The following is a 15,560-nucleotide window of genomic DNA, read 5'->3' as shown; positions in this document are numbered from 1 at the left end:
CGGTAAAGCGACACGACTCAGAACCGCTTCACGTACCTGACGCCCCAGGTCCTGCCGTTGCCGGCGATTCGCTGGTTCGACGAAATGCCGCAGTTCAAACAAAGGCCGTTCGCTGCAGCGTCAGTCACCCGGGTCGCGCGAGCGAGGAATTCTTCGTCCAGCAGGTTGTCGACCCAAAGTGATAGCTCGCTGCTGTCGCCTCTGATCCCGGTGCGGAAGTTCAGCAGGCTGATGCTCGGCGTCTGACCGATATTCAGGCTTTCCAAAAACCGGCCAGCCTCGTAGGAGTGGGAGGCCTGAACGTAGCCGTCGTAACCGGAAAACAGGTCCGGCCAGGTGTAGATACCGGCGATGAAAGTCTGCACGTCGCTGGTGTTGGCAATCTGGTTGCCGCCCACCTGCGCCGAACAGGTCGACACCGGCGTGAGCGACGAAGCATTGACGCCGCAGCGGGCTTCAACGGCCGCGTCGACGAAGTCGCCGTCGTACGTGGCGTCCACGTAGGTTGCCGCCAGCCGGACGGTGAAGTTCTCCGTTACGTCGAACGAACCGTCGACCTCGATCCCCATGGATTCAGCCCCCGGGCCGTTGACCACCACCGGGCCTGCCGCCAGGCTGGCGGGCGCCGTAGACTGCAGGTCGGTCCAGTCGATGAAGTACACCGCGGCGTTGACGGTGCCGCGTCCGTCCATGATGTCGGTCTTGATCCCCAGCTCGTACGTCCAGTTGGTTTCCGGGTCGAAGGTGAAGAACTGGCTGCCCGGTTCGGCCGGGTTGATGCCGCCCGACTTCACGCCGCGAGCGGCGTAGCCGTAGAGCAGCGTATCTTCATCGAGGCTGTAATCGGCACCCAGTCGTCCGCTCCAGTAGTCAAAGTCGGTCGCGGTCGAGGTCAGCGGACGGCTCAATGCCGGTAGAAAGAAAATCTCCGCCTGGTCGGTGAGCTCCTGGTCTTCTTGCGTGTAGCGCAGTTCACCGGTGATGTTCCACCGATCGTTGATCGGGTAGTTCACCGATCCGTAGAACGCGTCGATGTCGGCGATCAGCCGCTCTTCGACGTTGGTGATTCGCTCCAAGGTATCTGGGGCATCAAACAGCGGCGTGGTGGTGCCGAGCACCGCGCCGGTTACGCTCTCGAAACGCGAGTAGCCGACCAGCCATTCGAAAGGTGCTCCTTCGTTGGAGGTTAGGCGCAGGTCGTAAGAATCCTGCTCACCGAGATCACCCGTCAGGTCGGTCAGAAACTGACGCGTGAACCGGCCGAAGAAGGGGATATTGACCGCGTTCGGGTCACCGATGCTGTCCAAGAAGGAGCTGTATTCCGACTCCGAGCGGGACACGTTGGCGGTTAGCGTTGCCGGGCCAAGATCCCAGTCAACGTTGATATAGCCGAGCCAGTAGTCGCCCTTGTTGCCGCGGGCGCGCGGATCGAGCGTTACGTTTTCCAGGGGCGGGAGGTCGCCGGTGAGGATGGTGAACAGGTCTATGGTTCCACCCATCCCGTCATCCACTCGGTAGAGTGAACCGCCATCGTTGAGCTCGAAGCTGGTCAAGCGCAGCGCCGGGGTATCGTTTTCCACGTCGTTGCGGGTGAAAAACACCTTCGTCGTGACGTTCTCGGTTTCCCACAGCCCCGAGAAGCCGATGGTGGTTCTTTCATCCCAGCCACCGATGTTGTCGCTGCCGCGGACGTTTTCGATGGTGCCGTCGAACTCGCTCGTGCCGGCAAAGAAGCGTACCGCCCCAGACTCGCCGAGCGGAATGTTGGCCGAGCCGCGGAAGGTCAGTCGCTCGTCGCTGCCGGCCTCAAGATCAACGGTTGCGTCAAACTCGCCGATGCGGGCCGGGTTAGAAATGTAGTTCACCGCGCCGGCAAAGGTGTTACGGCCGAAAAGCGCGCTTTGCGGGCCCTTCAAAACTTCAATTTGCTGAAGATCCATGTTGTTGAAATCGATGGACGATCGGTTGTTTAAAAATACGCCGTCGATAAACACGCCGACGTTGGCCTGCAACCCGAGTAGATCGGTTTGTGCCAGGCCACGCATGGTGATTTCGGGCGTTCCTCCGATTTCGCGAAACTGCACACCCGGCGTCAGTTCTGCGATGTCTTCGAGGCCGACCGCGTTGAAGTCGCGCAGCGTTTGCTCGGAAAACGCGCTGATGGAGATCGGCACGTCCTGGATGTTTTCTTCGCGTCGTCGCGCGGTCACGACAAGCTCCTCCAGGAAACTGTCCTCATCCTGGTCCTGAGCCAGGGTTGTCGTTGGCAATGACGTGCCAAGGACGGATAAGGAAATCAGCGTTGCCAGATACCGGCGCGGATAAGACACGGCATTTCTCATCGTTAATCCTTCTTAGCTTTATGAGTGGAATGGAACGATCACCTGAAGGTTTTTTATCTTATTGACATCGTTCGATCGCGTGTAATGCTCATTCAGCATCAGTGCATACGTGCCGATCATGCGCGTCTGATCCCCGCGGTTTGGGGGCGTTTCAGGACTGATTAAACTGGAAAGGATTGCGGGCGATTTTGGGGAAGTGGGATTGGAGGAGTCGAAGCGTAGAGCCAGGAAGGTCATCAGGTGTGCGGAGCTTGCTGCCGCTGGCACGGGTATAAAGACCACCCTCCTGCTCCGCCATATCCATCCAGGGCAGCCAGTCGGAAATGATTTCCAAATTGAGCGAAGCGCCCGGGACGGCTTCCTGTTCCAAGTCCTCTCGTTTGCCCTGGTACGACAGAAACTCGGTGCTGGAGAAAACAGGCCGGCCAGCGTCAGTCGCCCGAACCTCGATCTGCTTCTCGCTGTGCGCCCATAGATGGTTCCCGAGCCAATAGGGGTCGCTCTCCTGCTCGGTGATGCTGAGACTTTCTGGCACGGTGCGTTCACAGTGAGCAGCTGCATCACAGGTTGAAGTGACCGGTTGCGGATCGGGCAAAAAGACCTTCCGTGTGGTCCCTTTGTAGGGGTTCAGCCAGTTTTCGAGGCGCCGTTCGGAGTCCAGCTCTGTGTAAAAAACCACTTCCAGAGTGGTGACCGAGTAGGCGCCGCCAGCCCCGTAGCGAATCTTTGAGAAGGCGACGGTGTTCGTCTCCCACAGGGGCGTAAGCTGGCTCCCGCGCAGCCCAAACTTCCGACCCAGTATTGACCAGGTAACGTTCGCATCGCTGGCGGCGTAAAGCAGTTTGCGGCGCCAGCTTGGATCGCTGGAATCAGAAGATGGGCCGGGTTGGGCGGTGCGTTTGGAGCCTTGGCCGGCAGGGCCAGGGGGCGCTACGCAGCCACTCACCATCGCCGCCGCCGCGCCCAGCAGCGTACGCCGAGTGTATCCGGCCCGGGCCACATATCGCTGGTCTTCGCTGGCCGGTTCATCCATACTTTAGGTCTCTCGTTGCCCGCGGCTTGTCCGGTTTGGATCGGTTTTTGTACCTCTGGAAATCGCTTGGCCCGAGTGCTGACGCATAGAACATGTATTTCGAAATCAAACAGCTTCGCCACTTTGTCTCAGTTGTTGAGACCGGCAACATCACCCGCGCCGCAGAGCTCCAACACATTACCCAACCGGCACTCACCCGAAGCGTCCGGAACATGGAGGAGCGCATCGGCGGTGACCTTCTGAACAGGCAACACCACTCTATCACGCCGACCGAGGCCGGCGAGGTGCTGTATCAGTACGCGAAGCTGATCATTCGGCAGGCGGAGCTGGCGATCAGTGACGTTAAGGCGATCTCCAAGGGTCACAAGGGCCACGTACACGTTGGCATTGCTGCGCTATTCGCGCCGACCCTCGCCGGGGCTCTCGCCTCCCATCTGGCGAAAGTCTTTCCGGAGCTTCAGGTTCGCCTGACCGAAGGTTTCTTCGAAGATCTGGTCGCCCAGCTTCACAACGGTGAGATCGATGTGCTGCTGTCCAATTTTCCGCCGGGTGAGGTTCCGCCGGAAGTGACGCTCAAGCCGCTGTTCGAGATCCGTACGGAGTTTGTGGTTAGCGCTGATCATCCCCTGGCGAGCGTTGAGCAGCCTTCGCTCGCCGAAATGCACAAAGCGCGCTGGGCGATCGTTAAACACCCTCATATCACCAACTTTCTCAATAGCTATTTTGCCGCTGAGTCGCTGCCGCCGCTGGATGTTGCGGTTGAAACGACGTCACTGGTTTCCCTTAAGTCGCTGGTCACCACCGGCGAATATATCGCCATGCTGCCCCATCGCTGGATCAAAGATGAGCTTGCTGAAGGCACGCTGACGACGCTGCGCACGGCGTTGGTTCGGGAAGCTGGCCTCATCGTCCGCCCCGATGAAACGCTGCGGCCTACCGTGATCAACATCATTCCGGAAGTTGAACGCGCCTGCGTAGAGTGGGCGGCGGATCGCCAGTAGCTGATCACCATTCTTGCTGCGCATTCGCGCATGCCGACTCGACATTGGCGCTCAGACGCCGCGGAGGGCACGCTTTCGCGTTTCCTGTGCTGGATGATGGATGTTTGACGCTGACGTTGTGGTAGTGGGAGCCGGGCCGGTCGGTGCGGTGGCGGCTTACCGGATGGCCAAGATGGGTTTGGACGCGCTGCTGCTCGAGGGTGCCGCGGAGCCGGTGGAAGACCTCCGCGCCTCGACCATTCACCCTCCGACGCTCGAGATGCTGGCGGAGCTACAGGTTGTTGACCCGTTGATCGAGCAGGGGATCAAAACGCCGGTCTACCATTTTCGTGAACGCGAGACCGGGGACCGGGTGGCCTTCGATTTTTCGGAGCTGGGCGAGCACACCCCCTATCCGTATCGGCTGCAATGTGAGCAGTACAAGATTGTCCGTCTGCTGGTGTCGCTGCTGCAGCAACACTATGGCCGAGAGGTGAGGTTTTCTCATCGAGTCGAGTCGGTAACGCAGGACGGTCAGGGCGTTACGGTGGTTGCGCAGACACCGGATGGAGTCAGGGAATTTCGGTCGCGCTACGTCATCGCCGCAGATGGGGGCGGCAGCGCCGTCAGAAAATCGGTCGGCGTTCCTTTTGAGGGCATGACCTATCCGGAAAAGTTTGTCACCTTCAGCACCGACACGCCGCTCGATGAATACTTCGAAGGTTTTGCCGGCGTCAATTATGTGGCTGACGAGCGCGAGTGGGCGTCCATCATTCTGACGCCCAGCGGTTGGCGCGTTCTGGTGCCGGCCGCCGGCGAGCTAACCAATGACCTTCTTGTCTCCGATCGCTACAAGAACACCGTATTCCAAAACCTGATCGGTGTGGGTGACTCGGTCGAGACCCATCACCGAACCGTGTACCGAGTCAACCAGCGTGTTGCCGTCAAATACAATCATGGTCGCGTGATCCTGGCCGGCGACAGTGCGCACGTCCACAATCCGCTTGGCGGGTTCGGTATGAACAGCGGTATCCATGACGTTTGGAATCTGACCGGTCAGCTGGCTCGGATTCTGAATGACGACGCCGACGCGTACACGCTGCTGAATCGCTACGATCGGCAAAGACGGACCATTATGTGCCGCTTTGTTCAGGCTCAGACGGCGGAGAACAAAAGCTACATGGAGGCCGGTTCTGCGGTTGCCCACGCCCGGAAACGTCAGCAGCTTGAAGAAATAGCGGCGGACGATGAGCTCCGACATGCGTATCTCCTTAAGCAGTCAATGCTGCAAAGCCGCTTGGACGAGGCGGCCATTCAGTAAACATAAGGGCACTGCGTCTGCTATTCCGACCGCTTATGGAGGCCTAAACGCTCAGTATTGGAGGTCTGCGTCCGTGTCTGCTCCAATCTTGGCACGCAAAGGGCAGAAATCCGCCCCGCGTTGGCAACCAACAAAAGGAACCGACCCTTGACCATCTTGCTCACAGCGGCCAATGGCCGAACCGGCCGCGCCGTCTTGACCGCGCTGACAGAGGCCGGCGCCTCGGTGAAAGTATTCATCCGCGATGAACAGCAGTGGCCTGAGCTGCAGGCGCTTGGCGCCGCAGCGTTTGCGATCGGCGATATGGAGGATTCTTCGAGTATCGCGGCAGCAATTGAGGGTTGCGACAAGCTCGTGCACATCGGTCCGCCGATGCATCCCAACGAAATCGAAATCACCGATCGACTAATCGAGGCGGGGAAAGAGGTGGGGTTGAAGCACTTTGTTTATTACTCCGTCATGCACCCGCTGCGCCGAGATGTCCGTCACCATCGGCTCAAGCTTGACGCGGAGGAACACGTCATCGAGTCGGGGTTGCCATACACGATTGTCCAACCCACTCGCTACATGCAGCACCTCGCCCCAATCTGGAACAGCGTCAAGGACAAGGGCGAGCACTCGATGGCATTCAGCACCGAGATGAAATTCAATGTGGCTGACCTGCGCGATCTTGCGGACGCAACCGCTGTGGTGGCCACCCAGCCCGGTCATCTGTATGCGACCTACGAGCTAGCGGGACCCGTACCGCTCAGCCAGACCGACATGGCCGCGATCATCAGCGACGTGCTGGGTCGAAACGTCACAGCGCGCGCAATCCCGCTGGCTGAGCTTGAACAAAAGGCCAGGGCTGCCGGTGCGTCCGACGACCGCGTAGAGCAGATGTTGAAGATGAACGACCATTACGACCGGTTTGGCTTTCGCGGCAATCCCAACGTACTTCGCTGGCTGCTGGGTCGGGAGCTGCGTCAGTTCAAAGACTATGTCAGAGACCTGGCGCAGGCGTAGCGGCCCGCCTGGCGACCCTGGCCATCTCAGCCGCTGGGTCTCGTCGCAATAATCGTCTGAAGGAAACCGTTGGAGTTTTCGGGTCCAGGGGCCAGTTCAAAGCCTGCCTCGCGGAGCAGCTCGTGAAAGTCCAGATAAACAAAACCCGGTGAGTAGGGTTCACAGTTGTTGTTTGAATCGTAGTCAATCAGCCAGCGTTGTGACGCGGGCATGTCGGCGGCAGCGCTCGGAAACTCGTAGATACAGAAGGTGCCGCCGGGCCGGAGCACGCGAAAAACCTCGCGGACCGTTGCCTTGATCACCGGTACGGGAATCTCGTGAAAGAGAATGTAGGAAAGGATCGTATCGAAATGGCCATCGTCGAACGGCAGGTCCTCTGACAGCCCCTGGACGTAATTTACCGCCTGGTTTCGGGCGACCGCCTGGTAGTGTCCGTAGCGCAGCAGCGGCAGAGCGACGTCCAGTCCGGTCACCTCAGCGTCGGGAAAGCGTTCTTTGAGCAGCACGGTGGCTTGCCCGATGCTGCAGGCCAGGTCGAGGACGCGATTGACATGCCGATCTTCGGGCGGCGTCAGCGTGTCGACAAGCTCCGCGTGCAGTTCGTCCTGATCGTTGCCGCCTGCATAGAAGACTTTGGTGCCATAGTGATACACCACGCCGCCGATCGGATCGTCGGTGTAGCCGCCAGGCTGTAGGTGAATCTCTCGCCTGGCGTAAGTCGGTGGCGTGAAATTGGGGTCGTAGGTCAGCCGGCCCGGCCCCTGTGACTCCGCTGCTGCCATCGCTTCCTCCAGGGACTCGTTAAACGGCAGGAACGAGCCGCGCGTGCGGCGCCACATCATCTCCTGGTGTGAGCGCATCAGTCGCTGCCAGGTGGCAGGAAAAGGCAGGGCATTGATGACGTCGCGAATCTCTTCAATCGGAGTGGTATCGTCGGTGTCGCCAAGCTGCTGACTCACCGCCTCATCACCAACCTGCGCTACCTGCGCGTAGTTGCCGTAGCCTGCGATACCGCGGAACGTCTCGACAAAATCGAGGTAGCTTTCATCAGCGAGACGGGTGGTTCGCGGCAGCAGGCCCCGATACCCGCGCGGGAGATCAATCAGATTCATCGTCTAACTCCGTCTAGGTCTTAGCCGTGCCACTCTTTGTGGGTCTGGAGAAGCTGCGAAAGACGCTTTGAACCAGCTCCGCTCGCGCTGTGGCCCTCGCGGCTTCCTGCTGTTCCGTAGGCTGATAGGCCTCGACCAGCGCCGAGACATCCCGGTCTCCTCCGACGAGGTCAGACAAAACGTTTTCCAGGATCATGACGCGGTCTTGGCAGGTCCAAACCGCTGCTGTCAGCTCGAGCAGTGACTCGAGCAGGTTGTCATGCACAACGTTGTCGAAAAATTGTTTTCCCGGTCCAAAGATTTCCTGGCCGATGTTGGTGGTGGCCGTGTCCTGAGCTAGATCGGTCATCGTGAGCCTACGCCTCTTTTTCGAGCAATTCTTTGAAGAGCGCATCATCGTTGACGTTGGTGCGCCGCTCGCGAGACCAGGTGGTGGCAAAGCCACGGGGATAGGCCTCATCGGTGTCTTTGTCGCCGTCGTCGGACCACAGCAGAGGAAACAGCGGCCCCGTGGGTGGTTCACCCTCAAGCATTTCGTCAAAACTGACGCCCGCGAGGTTGACGCAGTCGGGCCGCGGCGCCCAGCGAATGTCTTCGCCAAAGACCCGGACGGAAAGCGAGAGGCGCCAGCTGTCATCGGTGTTGCCGGAAGAATGGTGCATCGTCCACGGATGGATGACGAGCATGTCACCCGTCTCCATCTCCCAGTTGACGAACCGATTCTGGGGGTCTGAGCGGAGCTTGTCTTCGTCAGGGTGTTTGGGGCGGTCGTCCGGACGGATCATTTTTCGCGCGTTAGGCGAGAACAGCCAATGTGGATAGTCGACCCGATGAGATCCCGGAATGACCTCCAGGCAGTTCTCCTGGCTGACAGGGTGGAGTGGGATCCAAAGCGACGGGACCATGTCCCCCACCACGGGCCACCCCATGCGGTCGGAGTGCCACAGCGTCTTGGAGTCCGAATTGGGCGGCTTGGCGAACAGCTCATCGAAAAAGAAACGGACTTGGCTCGACTGCATGACTCGCGCGGCGGCTTCCCCGAGCGGTGATTCGAAGATAAAGCGTCGGATTGGCGCGATGGTCCTAGTCATGTAGCGGCCCGGCATGGTCGGGAGCAGCCCAAAGTCACCGGAGCCATCGGCAATTTGCTGACAGCTCGGACGCATGCTCTCAAGCCATTCGGGGCTGAACACGTTTCTTAGACAGACAACGCCGTCGTCGATCCAGGCTCGCTGATCTTCTTCACTGATATTTCGCAACGGCGTCGCGTTGTAGGCCATGACAGCGATCCTGCAGATCCGGTGTTTGTTGCATTATTGGGGAGGGGCAGGGGACTAGCCAATAACTATTGTTTTGCCAGCAATACGACCGGGGAATAGAACCGCTGGCCCGGTTTTTCTGTGATCGACGTATAGACTGCATAACTAAAGGATAATGAATGAAGGGGAAGGGTATGGACTTCATGATTCGTTTCGGTTTGCGGGCCCTGCTGCTTGGGTTATTCGCAGCATCGGTGTCGATGGCTGAAGATACTCCGGACCTCACGTCGCTCCGGCAGGCAGCTGACGCAGGAGACCCAGCAGCCATGCATGAGCTGGGCGTCGCGTTGGCGCCACAGGCAGACTCGGTCGAAAAGCAGGCGGAGCTGGTTCGACTTTGGCGCACTTCGGCCGAAGCCGGCTACGCGCCGGCGAAAAACGAGATGGGCATGATGCTGCTCACCGGCAAAATGCTGCCTCAAGACGCCGGCCGGGCGATCACGATGTTTGAAGAATCTGCCGCCGGTGGGCATGGGGAAGCGTTCCACAACTTGGGGTGGGTCTATACCAATGGGAATGGGGTGACCCAGGACATGGAAAAGGGAATCGCCTATTACCGGTCGGCGGTTGAAGCCAACGTAGCGCAGTCCCAGCTCAACCTCGGCTTGCACTATCTGCAGGGAGTCGGCGTCCAGGCTGACGCGATCAAAGCCAAAGAACTTCTGACCCTGGCGGCTGAGCAAGGGGAAACCACCGCGATGCTTCAGCTCGGCGCCAATCTGGTCACCGGCGATGTGTTGGCTCAAGACGTCGTTGCCGGTCTGAACTGGCTGGCAAAATCCGCAGAGGCTGGAAACGTGAATGCGGCCTATAGCCTCGGTACGGGATTTGAGACGGGCGAGTACTTTGACAAGGATCTGAATGAGGCAAAGCGCTGGTATGCGATGGCTGCTGATGCCGGGGCGGCGCTAGCAGCCTATCGGTTGGGCGTACTGCTGGATGATAGCGATGGCAGCCTTGAGCTCGCCGAAGCGGTCAAACGCTATCGCCAGGCGGCGCAGGCTGGGCAGGCTGACGCGCAGTACCAGATGTATCAGTACTACCGGGATGGGCTCGGCGTGGAAAAAGATCCCAAGCTGGCTCGGCAGTGGCTGCAGCAGGCGGCCAGCACCGGCAACCTGATGGCCAAGCTCTCTCTCGAGCAGGACATTCGCGCTGAGGAGCGGCTCAATTCGGTACCCCAGGAAGTGGTGGCCAAAATCCGTCGGGGTGCAGAGCAGGGGGGTGGCGCATCCCAGGCGAGGCTGGGCGAAATGTACTACCGCGGAGAGGGTCTCTCGAAGGATCGGGAGGAGGCTATCCGTTGGCTGACCGCAGCCGCTGAACAGGGGGTGGTGAGAGCGATGGCCGATCTTGGTGGGGCGCTTCAGGATCGCGAGGCAGATGATGCTCAGCGGCGTCAGGCGCTGTCATGGATCGAGGCTGCTGCTGAAGCTGGCGACATCCTTTCCCAGTACCGCTGGGGCGTGGCGCTGCTGGGAGGACAGCTGCTGGATCAAAACCCCCAGCAGGCCGCCATGTGGTTTCGTCGTTCAGCGGAGCAAAACTACACGGATGCAAAGGTTGCGACGGCCTACATGCTGTTCTCCGGAACCGGCGGTAAACGCGACCTGGGCCGGGCTGCTCAATGGATTGCCGCGCTGGATGAGCGGGTTTATGGGCTGGCGCTCAACTACCGAGACGGGGATGACAGTCTGCCCGCCGACAAAGCTTTTGCTCACGTGCTCTATGGTCACGTACTCCGCCAGTACGCGGAGGACGACAGCTATCGGATCAATCGGTATCAGGAGCTCGGCGATCAGCTGAGCAAGAAAGAACGCCGAGCCTCAGAAAAGTTTACCGCCGCTATCGAGAAGGTCGGCGATAACCACGCCGATCGTTGGCGGGAGCAGCTCGATCTGGCCTACGATCTGGTTATCGATTCCAAGCGTAAAGAGGCGGACAAGATGCTCGCGGACGCGAGGAGGTCCGTTCGAAAGATCAGCGGCAGGGCGCACTTCAACGAAGCCGAACTGCTGGCGGAACAGGCGACGCTGGCGCTGATTCGGGGCGAAGATGGCCGCAAGCGATCACTCCAGCGCGAGGCACTGGAAACCGTTGAGAATCATCCTGAAACACCACGCCGAGAGTTATCTCTGAGGCAGCGAACGTTTTTGGGCCAGCTCAGCCTGCATGATGCGAAGCAAGCGCTGGCCATGGCTCCGGCAGCGCTGGAACTGGCCCAGAAGACTTACGGCGGCGATGCAGAACAAGTGGGGGATTTTCTCCACAGCTGGGGCAAGATGCTGCTGCGAGACAACCGCGCGGAGGAAGCCTTGAGCTATGTTGAGCGAGCCATCGAGGTGCGGCGGCAGGCACCAACCGAGTTCAGCGACTCCGAACTGGAGAAGTTCCAAAAGACGCTGACAAAGGCGTTGGACGCCATGGCTGAAAAAAACGCGGGATCTAAAGAAGCCGCAGAGATTCCTGGAATGTCTTCCACAGCCCGCTGAGTGGACCACTCGCTAACGGGCTGGCCGCCACCTCGCCGCCGTAAATCCGCTGGAGGTCCAACACGGTCAGGTGGTCAGGATGGTGAACCTCGGCAATTTTGGCATAGGGGAGACGCTTGTAGTCACTCACGGCGCTGAGGCGATAGAGGTGCACGGCCAGAGGCTTTCCTGGTTCGACCCGCATCATCTCGGCGAGGCTGCCCCCTGAGGTGACGGTCCGGACATCCAGGGTTTCTTTCTCCACTGTCCATCCTGCGGCCTTCAGAGTCGCTCCCAGGGACTCACCCTGCAAAATTTTTCGGTGAGAAGCGCTGAGGTCTGCAGCGACCGGCTGGCGGAATCGCACGACTGCCAGGGTCCGGGTGACCCGCTGATTCGGGTCGCCGGAGAAGAGATTGGTGATCCTTCGATCAGCCGTCTGGTTGATAATCTCCAGTCCGTAGGACCCAAAGCGTTCCGCAATCATCTCGCTGTTGAGCGGAGGTCGCGCCGCACTGCAGGCGGCCAGCAGCCCAAGCAGCAGCGCAAAGCCGGCCGTGCGTATCAGGGAAATACTCGACGAAACTGTTCGCATAAGATTGGCATTTGGAGGCTTGGCTGTTTGCCCACCCGGTGACACTCGCGTTCGTAGTAGGGCCAATGAACGCTTTGCCAGTAAGCCAAGGATCCGTCACCTTCACCTTCGATGGCCGCAAACTCCGCGGTGACCTCCTCGTAGGCGACCACATCGACCCGGGTGGTTTCGACGACGCATCGCGCCTGCCCACGCCAATTGACGATCACTCTAAGAGAACCGGGAGTCGGCGGAGGATCCCCGTCAAATTCGTAGGACCACAGGAGCGGTGCGGTGCCGCGTTTCACGCCGGTGACCACCAGCTCCGCGAGTTCGTCGACGTCTTTCTGGTTATCGCCGAAGCAGTCGGTGCCCAGCAGTCGGTTGCGGGCGTCGGAAGGGCCGATTTCGAGGAATCGGCGCCAAAAAGGAGCGACTTCGGGAGGTAAATTCATAGCGGTCAGCAGCGGCGCGAGTAGATCCTTCTGAATGTGTAATTGTACTCGACGAATTACCCAATCATGCTAGGCTCCGCGGTCACGGCAGTAGCGGCGCTCGGGCCGCGAGACTCAACGAATCGACGTGGAAGAAAACCAGCCTAAGCAGCCCGAACGGCCCGCAAGTCAGCGCGTGCGCGAACTGGCGCAACGTGGAAAAGATGAGCTGCTGCGCCCCGGCGGTATCGGCGACGGCGCCCATGGACTGCTCCGGCGCTGGTTTCGCAAGGTCTGGGAGTCGCGCGGTGGCGGGATGTATGCGCTGGGCTTTGCCGTGACGTTTCTGTATCTAGAAATCGTGGAGCTGATCAGCGAAGACATTCCGCAGCTTTTCTCGATTAACATCCTCAGCAGCGACCTGCTGGAGTTTGTCATCTCGTTTATCGTAGACACGCTGATGAACACGCTCATGGCCTTTCTCTGGCCGGTCACGCTGATTCAGTGGCAGTGGCCCCTCGGCATCATTCTGTTGGTGGTAGGCTTCACCATCTTTCCCACCGTGATCCAGCAGCCGCTGGAGCGATGGATCTTCGAGAACCAGCCACCGCCGCCAACAAAGAAACCGAAGAAAAAGCGCAAAAAATAGCCCTGGCGTTTACGGGTCTGACACAAGGCAGCTCGAAACGGGCAGGGTGCGCTCAATACGTCGCGTGGTCAGCGTGTCGTCAATCAGCGTGACCGTCGCCTGGTTGCAGCCGTCGTACACCAGCTGGATATTCGGTAAGGACGCAACATCGATCTCCCCGCCTTCGGCGCGGCTGACGCCGAGCTGACTGAGCCGCAGGGTGCCGGCCTGACGATCCGTCGCGGTTTGAAAAGCACCGTCCACCGCTCGCCATTCGCTGTTGCCGTCGCTGTTGAACAGCAGGGCGGTTCCGGTCACTCGCCCCGCTTCCGGCAGTTCGAGGAGGAAGAAGGCCGCACCCGGCTCGTCAAGGTCACGCCAGAGCGCAACGGAGGTTATTCCGGCAATCGGATCGGGTGTTACTTCCGTTGCCGGGACGAGCGCCTGATCTGCCACGGCAATAATTTCCGGCCTCGCCAGTATGTTGTCCCCGATGATCAAGATCGTGGATAGCCCCGTGGCCGGCAGCTCGACTGTCGTCGTCTGCCAGCTTACAGGCTCGTCATCGGCCAGTACCGACAGCTCGCAGAAGCGTGCTTCACCGATGCTCGATGACCCCAGTCGTCCCTCGCCATAGGGCAAATTTCCGGCAAGCAGCGAGGTGTTGTCCTCAGGGGCATCGATGTCGCGGCAGCGTCGCTCTACGCTGAGCAGTTCCGCCGCCGGCGAGAGATTGATGGTCCCCGTGCAGGCGATGTCCGCGCAGCCGGGGTCGATTGCTCTGGTGATCAGCTGCAGCGACCTGCCTTGACTCCCGCCAGCGGCGAGCAGCGACAGGCTGTCCTCTTCACTGGGCAGGAAAAACGACCGAGAGACGAGCACTTCCTGGGCCGGATCGCCGGCCGCAAACACCGAAACCGTGTGCCAGCCGGCGGAAATTTCAACAGCGTCTGGAAAGCCCTTATACGGTACGTCGTTGATAAAGGTATCGGCGTCGACGCGGAAGGTCACGGCGGTCGGCCTCCCGTCAACGTCGATCAAAGCGACGTTGCCAAGGAGCAGCTGGGCTCCAAAAGCCGAAGGCACCAGAAGAAGTGCGCCCAGAAAAAGCAGTCCCGAGTTAATTGACTTCACAGCTGCACCTCCTTCTCCAGACACTCCGCTCCGCTGCTCGCAATCTGTGTGAGCTTCAGCGCGTTTTGTGGGAACCGCTCAACGTTGAAGCTGACGCCAAACGGTTTTGACTGCTGCACGACGGCGGTGGCCGAATTGCAGCCGTGAAACACGATTCGAAGTCGGTCGACCACCTCGCTTCCCAGGCCGATACCTCCATCAAAACTCTCGGTCTGCCGGAAGTCCCGAGCGATAAACTCCAGTTCGTTCAGCGTGGTGCGGGCCGGCTCGCTGGATACTGCATACCAGCGCGATTGACCATCGTTCCCAAAACCAAAGTAGGTGTTTTCCAGCGCTTGCTTGCTGTCGTTCCAGATGACGGCGATGCCTTCGCCTGGCTTCCCCGGGGTGAACCACAACCCTTCCAGCGCCGGTTCAGCAGCGATGACCGCCAGTGGCGGGCGCACCTCCTGGGTTACAACCAGCGCCTCCAGCGGCTGGTTTTCGCCGTCACCAATGGCGAACACCCGGTTGACGGCACCCTCGTTGACGACGATGTCCGCCTGGCTGGTGCTGCTGCCATTCCCGACCGCCACCTGGCAGGCGAGGGTCGGCGCGTCGATGAGACGGATCCGGGAGAGGTTGCTGCTGCCCGTGACGTCAGTCACCGTGCCGTCACCGAATTCACGTTGGATTGCATTCTCGCGCTTCTCATTATTGAGGGTTTTGTTGGTTGCTAGCCCACGACAGTTGATTCCGAAGCTGACCGATCCCCGGATTGCCGCCAGGTTGGCGCGCTGAAAGGTGGTGGATGAGCGGGTCATCGAGTGGTTGTGATCGAGCATCAGGTGGAGCGTCAGGCCACCGTTGGTCTGGGTAGCCGGGCCCAGAGCCACCGTGTAATCCAGGCCGTCCACCAGGCTGATGGCTCGCTCCAGCGAGCGACCGTCGACGATTGTCGATACGCGAATACTGCCGGCGGGCACCTCCACATAACCGCTCGCCTCCCGGTAGCTCAGTTGGGCGACCTCGCTGCCCTCAACGCTGAAGGGAACGCTGATGGCGGCGCTGGGGTCTGGCGCAACGTTGATGAGAAAAAGCCTTGCGGCGGCGGAAGCGTTTGTGCTGATAGCAAAAAGCGTGGCCATTGCGATGATGCGCATGGTCTCATTCCCCTGTTGGCTTGAAACGTGAAGTTAGCAAGAGCCCGTTAAATCCTGCTTTATTT

General features: G+C 59.8%; 14 protein-coding genes. 5 read left to right on the top strand and 9 right to left on the bottom strand.

Annotated elements, in window-relative coordinates:
• Positions 1 to 17: 17 nt before the first annotated feature.
• Both AAF358_12620 and AAF358_12615 read right to left on the bottom strand, forming a co-directional pair.
• The gene (locus AAF358_12620; protein ID MEM7706395.1) at positions 18 to 2,342 is read right to left on the bottom strand and encodes a TonB-dependent receptor; all 2,325 of its coding nucleotides are present in this window, start codon (positions 2,340 to 2,342) and stop codon (positions 18 to 20) included.
• Positions 2,343 to 2,493: 151 nt separating this feature from the next.
• The gene (locus AAF358_12615; protein MEM7706394.1) at positions 2,494 to 3,375 is read right to left on the bottom strand and encodes a DUF1838 family protein; all 882 of its coding nucleotides are present in this window, start codon (positions 3,373 to 3,375) and stop codon (positions 2,494 to 2,496) included.
• 92 nt (positions 3,376 to 3,467) lie between these two features.
• Here AAF358_12615 and AAF358_12610 point away from each other — a divergent pair, with 92 nt between their 5' ends.
• From AAF358_12610 to AAF358_12600, 3 genes are all read left to right on the top strand, one after another.
• Complete coding sequence (locus tag AAF358_12610) at positions 3,468 to 4,376, top strand: LysR family transcriptional regulator (GenBank protein MEM7706393.1); 909 nt, start codon at positions 3,468 to 3,470, stop codon at positions 4,374 to 4,376.
• Positions 4,377 to 4,476: 100 nt separating this feature from the next.
• Positions 4,477 to 5,676 (top strand): FAD-dependent monooxygenase, encoded by a 1,200-nt coding sequence (locus tag AAF358_12605; protein ID MEM7706392.1) that lies wholly within the window; start codon positions 4,477 to 4,479, stop codon positions 5,674 to 5,676.
• Positions 5,677 to 5,823: 147 nt separating this feature from the next.
• A complete protein-coding gene (locus AAF358_12600) occupies positions 5,824 to 6,681 on the top strand; it encodes an NmrA family NAD(P)-binding protein (GenBank protein ID MEM7706391.1) in 858 nt (285 codons plus the stop codon).
• A 26-nt stretch (positions 6,682 to 6,707) separates the two neighbouring features.
• Here the strand turns inward: AAF358_12600 and AAF358_12595 are convergent, their stop codons facing one another.
• Genes AAF358_12595 through AAF358_12585 form a run of 3 tightly spaced genes read right to left on the bottom strand, consistent with a single transcriptional unit; the run spans position 6,708 to position 9,073 of the window.
• Positions 6,708 to 7,793, bottom strand: a complete 1,086-nt coding sequence (locus AAF358_12595; protein MEM7706390.1) for a class I SAM-dependent methyltransferase — start codon at positions 7,791 to 7,793, stop codon at positions 6,708 to 6,710.
• Between the two features lie 13 nt (positions 7,794 to 7,806).
• On the bottom strand, positions 7,807 to 8,142 hold the full coding sequence (locus AAF358_12590; GenBank protein MEM7706389.1) for a hypothetical protein: 336 nt from the start codon (positions 8,140 to 8,142) through the stop codon (positions 7,807 to 7,809).
• 7 nt (positions 8,143 to 8,149) lie between these two features.
• Complete coding sequence (locus AAF358_12585; GenBank protein ID MEM7706388.1) at positions 8,150 to 9,073, bottom strand: phytanoyl-CoA dioxygenase family protein; 924 nt, start codon at positions 9,071 to 9,073, stop codon at positions 8,150 to 8,152.
• A gap of 158 nt (positions 9,074 to 9,231) precedes the next feature.
• On the opposite strand from AAF358_12585, the gene AAF358_12580 reads away from it, so the two are divergent.
• Complete coding sequence (locus AAF358_12580; GenBank protein MEM7706387.1) at positions 9,232 to 11,604, top strand: SEL1-like repeat protein; 2,373 nt, start codon at positions 9,232 to 9,234, stop codon at positions 11,602 to 11,604.
• On the opposite strand, the gene AAF358_12575 is transcribed toward AAF358_12580, so the two are convergent.
• Positions 11,558 to 12,178: a hypothetical protein gene (locus AAF358_12575; GenBank protein MEM7706386.1), complete on the bottom strand. Its 621-nt coding sequence runs from the start codon at positions 12,176 to 12,178 to the stop codon at positions 11,558 to 11,560. The two genes, AAF358_12580 and AAF358_12575, sit on opposite strands and share 47 nt — an antisense overlap.
• On the bottom strand, positions 12,148 to 12,612 hold the full coding sequence (locus AAF358_12570) for an ASCH domain-containing protein (GenBank protein ID MEM7706385.1): 465 nt from the start codon (positions 12,610 to 12,612) through the stop codon (positions 12,148 to 12,150). Before AAF358_12570 ends, AAF358_12575 begins: the two co-directional genes overlap by 31 nt.
• 127 nt (positions 12,613 to 12,739) lie before the next feature.
• Here AAF358_12570 and AAF358_12565 point away from each other — a divergent pair, with 127 nt between their 5' ends.
• Complete coding sequence (locus AAF358_12565) at positions 12,740 to 13,240, top strand: hypothetical protein (GenBank protein MEM7706384.1); 501 nt, start codon at positions 12,740 to 12,742, stop codon at positions 13,238 to 13,240.
• A 9-nt stretch (positions 13,241 to 13,249) separates the two neighbouring features.
• Here AAF358_12565 and AAF358_12560 read toward each other — a convergent pair whose 3' ends face one another.
• Both AAF358_12560 and AAF358_12555 read right to left on the bottom strand, forming a co-directional pair.
• Entirely contained in the window at positions 13,250 to 14,353 is a 1,104-nt protein-coding gene (locus AAF358_12560; protein MEM7706383.1) for a DUF4397 domain-containing protein, read from the bottom strand.
• Positions 14,350 to 15,495: a hypothetical protein gene (locus AAF358_12555; GenBank protein ID MEM7706382.1), complete on the bottom strand. Its 1,146-nt coding sequence runs from the start codon at positions 15,493 to 15,495 to the stop codon at positions 14,350 to 14,352. Before AAF358_12555 ends, AAF358_12560 begins: the two co-directional genes overlap by 4 nt.
• Between the last annotated feature and the right edge of the window lie 65 nt (positions 15,496 to 15,560).

The sequence above is a fragment of the Pseudomonadota bacterium genome (assembly GCA_039033415.1).
In the GTDB taxonomy this organism is placed as follows: Bacteria; Pseudomonadota; Gammaproteobacteria; order Xanthomonadales; family SZUA-38; genus JANQOZ01.
The sequence above is the reverse complement of the archived record's forward strand: the minus strand, read 5'-3'. Positions and strand labels throughout refer to the sequence as shown.

Bases quoted from the DNA above. Each gene is read 5' to 3' on its own strand.
- AAF358_12620 (MEM7706395.1), bottom strand. From the start codon at position 2,342: ATGAGAAATGCCGTGTCTTATCCGCGCCGGTATCTGGCAACGCTGATT.
- AAF358_12615 (MEM7706394.1), bottom strand. From the start codon at position 3,375: ATGGATGAACCGGCCAGCGAAGACCAGCGATATGTGGCCCGGGCCGGA.
- AAF358_12610 (MEM7706393.1), top strand. From the start codon at position 3,468: ATGTATTTCGAAATCAAACAGCTTCGCCACTTTGTCTCAGTTGTTGAG.
- AAF358_12605 (MEM7706392.1), top strand. From the start codon at position 4,477: ATGTTTGACGCTGACGTTGTGGTAGTGGGAGCCGGGCCGGTCGGTGCG.
- AAF358_12595 (MEM7706390.1), bottom strand. From the start codon at position 7,793: ATGAATCTGATTGATCTCCCGCGCGGGTATCGGGGCCTGCTGCCGCGA.
- AAF358_12590 (MEM7706389.1), bottom strand. From the start codon at position 8,142: ATGACCGATCTAGCTCAGGACACGGCCACCACCAACATCGGCCAGGAA.
- AAF358_12585 (MEM7706388.1), bottom strand. From the start codon at position 9,073: ATGGCCTACAACGCGACGCCGTTGCGAAATATCAGTGAAGAAGATCAG.
- AAF358_12580 (MEM7706387.1), top strand. From the start codon at position 9,232: ATGAAGGGGAAGGGTATGGACTTCATGATTCGTTTCGGTTTGCGGGCC.
- AAF358_12575 (MEM7706386.1), bottom strand. From the start codon at position 12,178: ATGCGAACAGTTTCGTCGAGTATTTCCCTGATACGCACGGCCGGCTTT.
- AAF358_12570 (MEM7706385.1), bottom strand. From the start codon at position 12,612: ATGAATTTACCTCCCGAAGTCGCTCCTTTTTGGCGCCGATTCCTCGAA.
- AAF358_12555 (MEM7706382.1), bottom strand. From the start codon at position 15,495: ATGCGCATCATCGCAATGGCCACGCTTTTTGCTATCAGCACAAACGCT.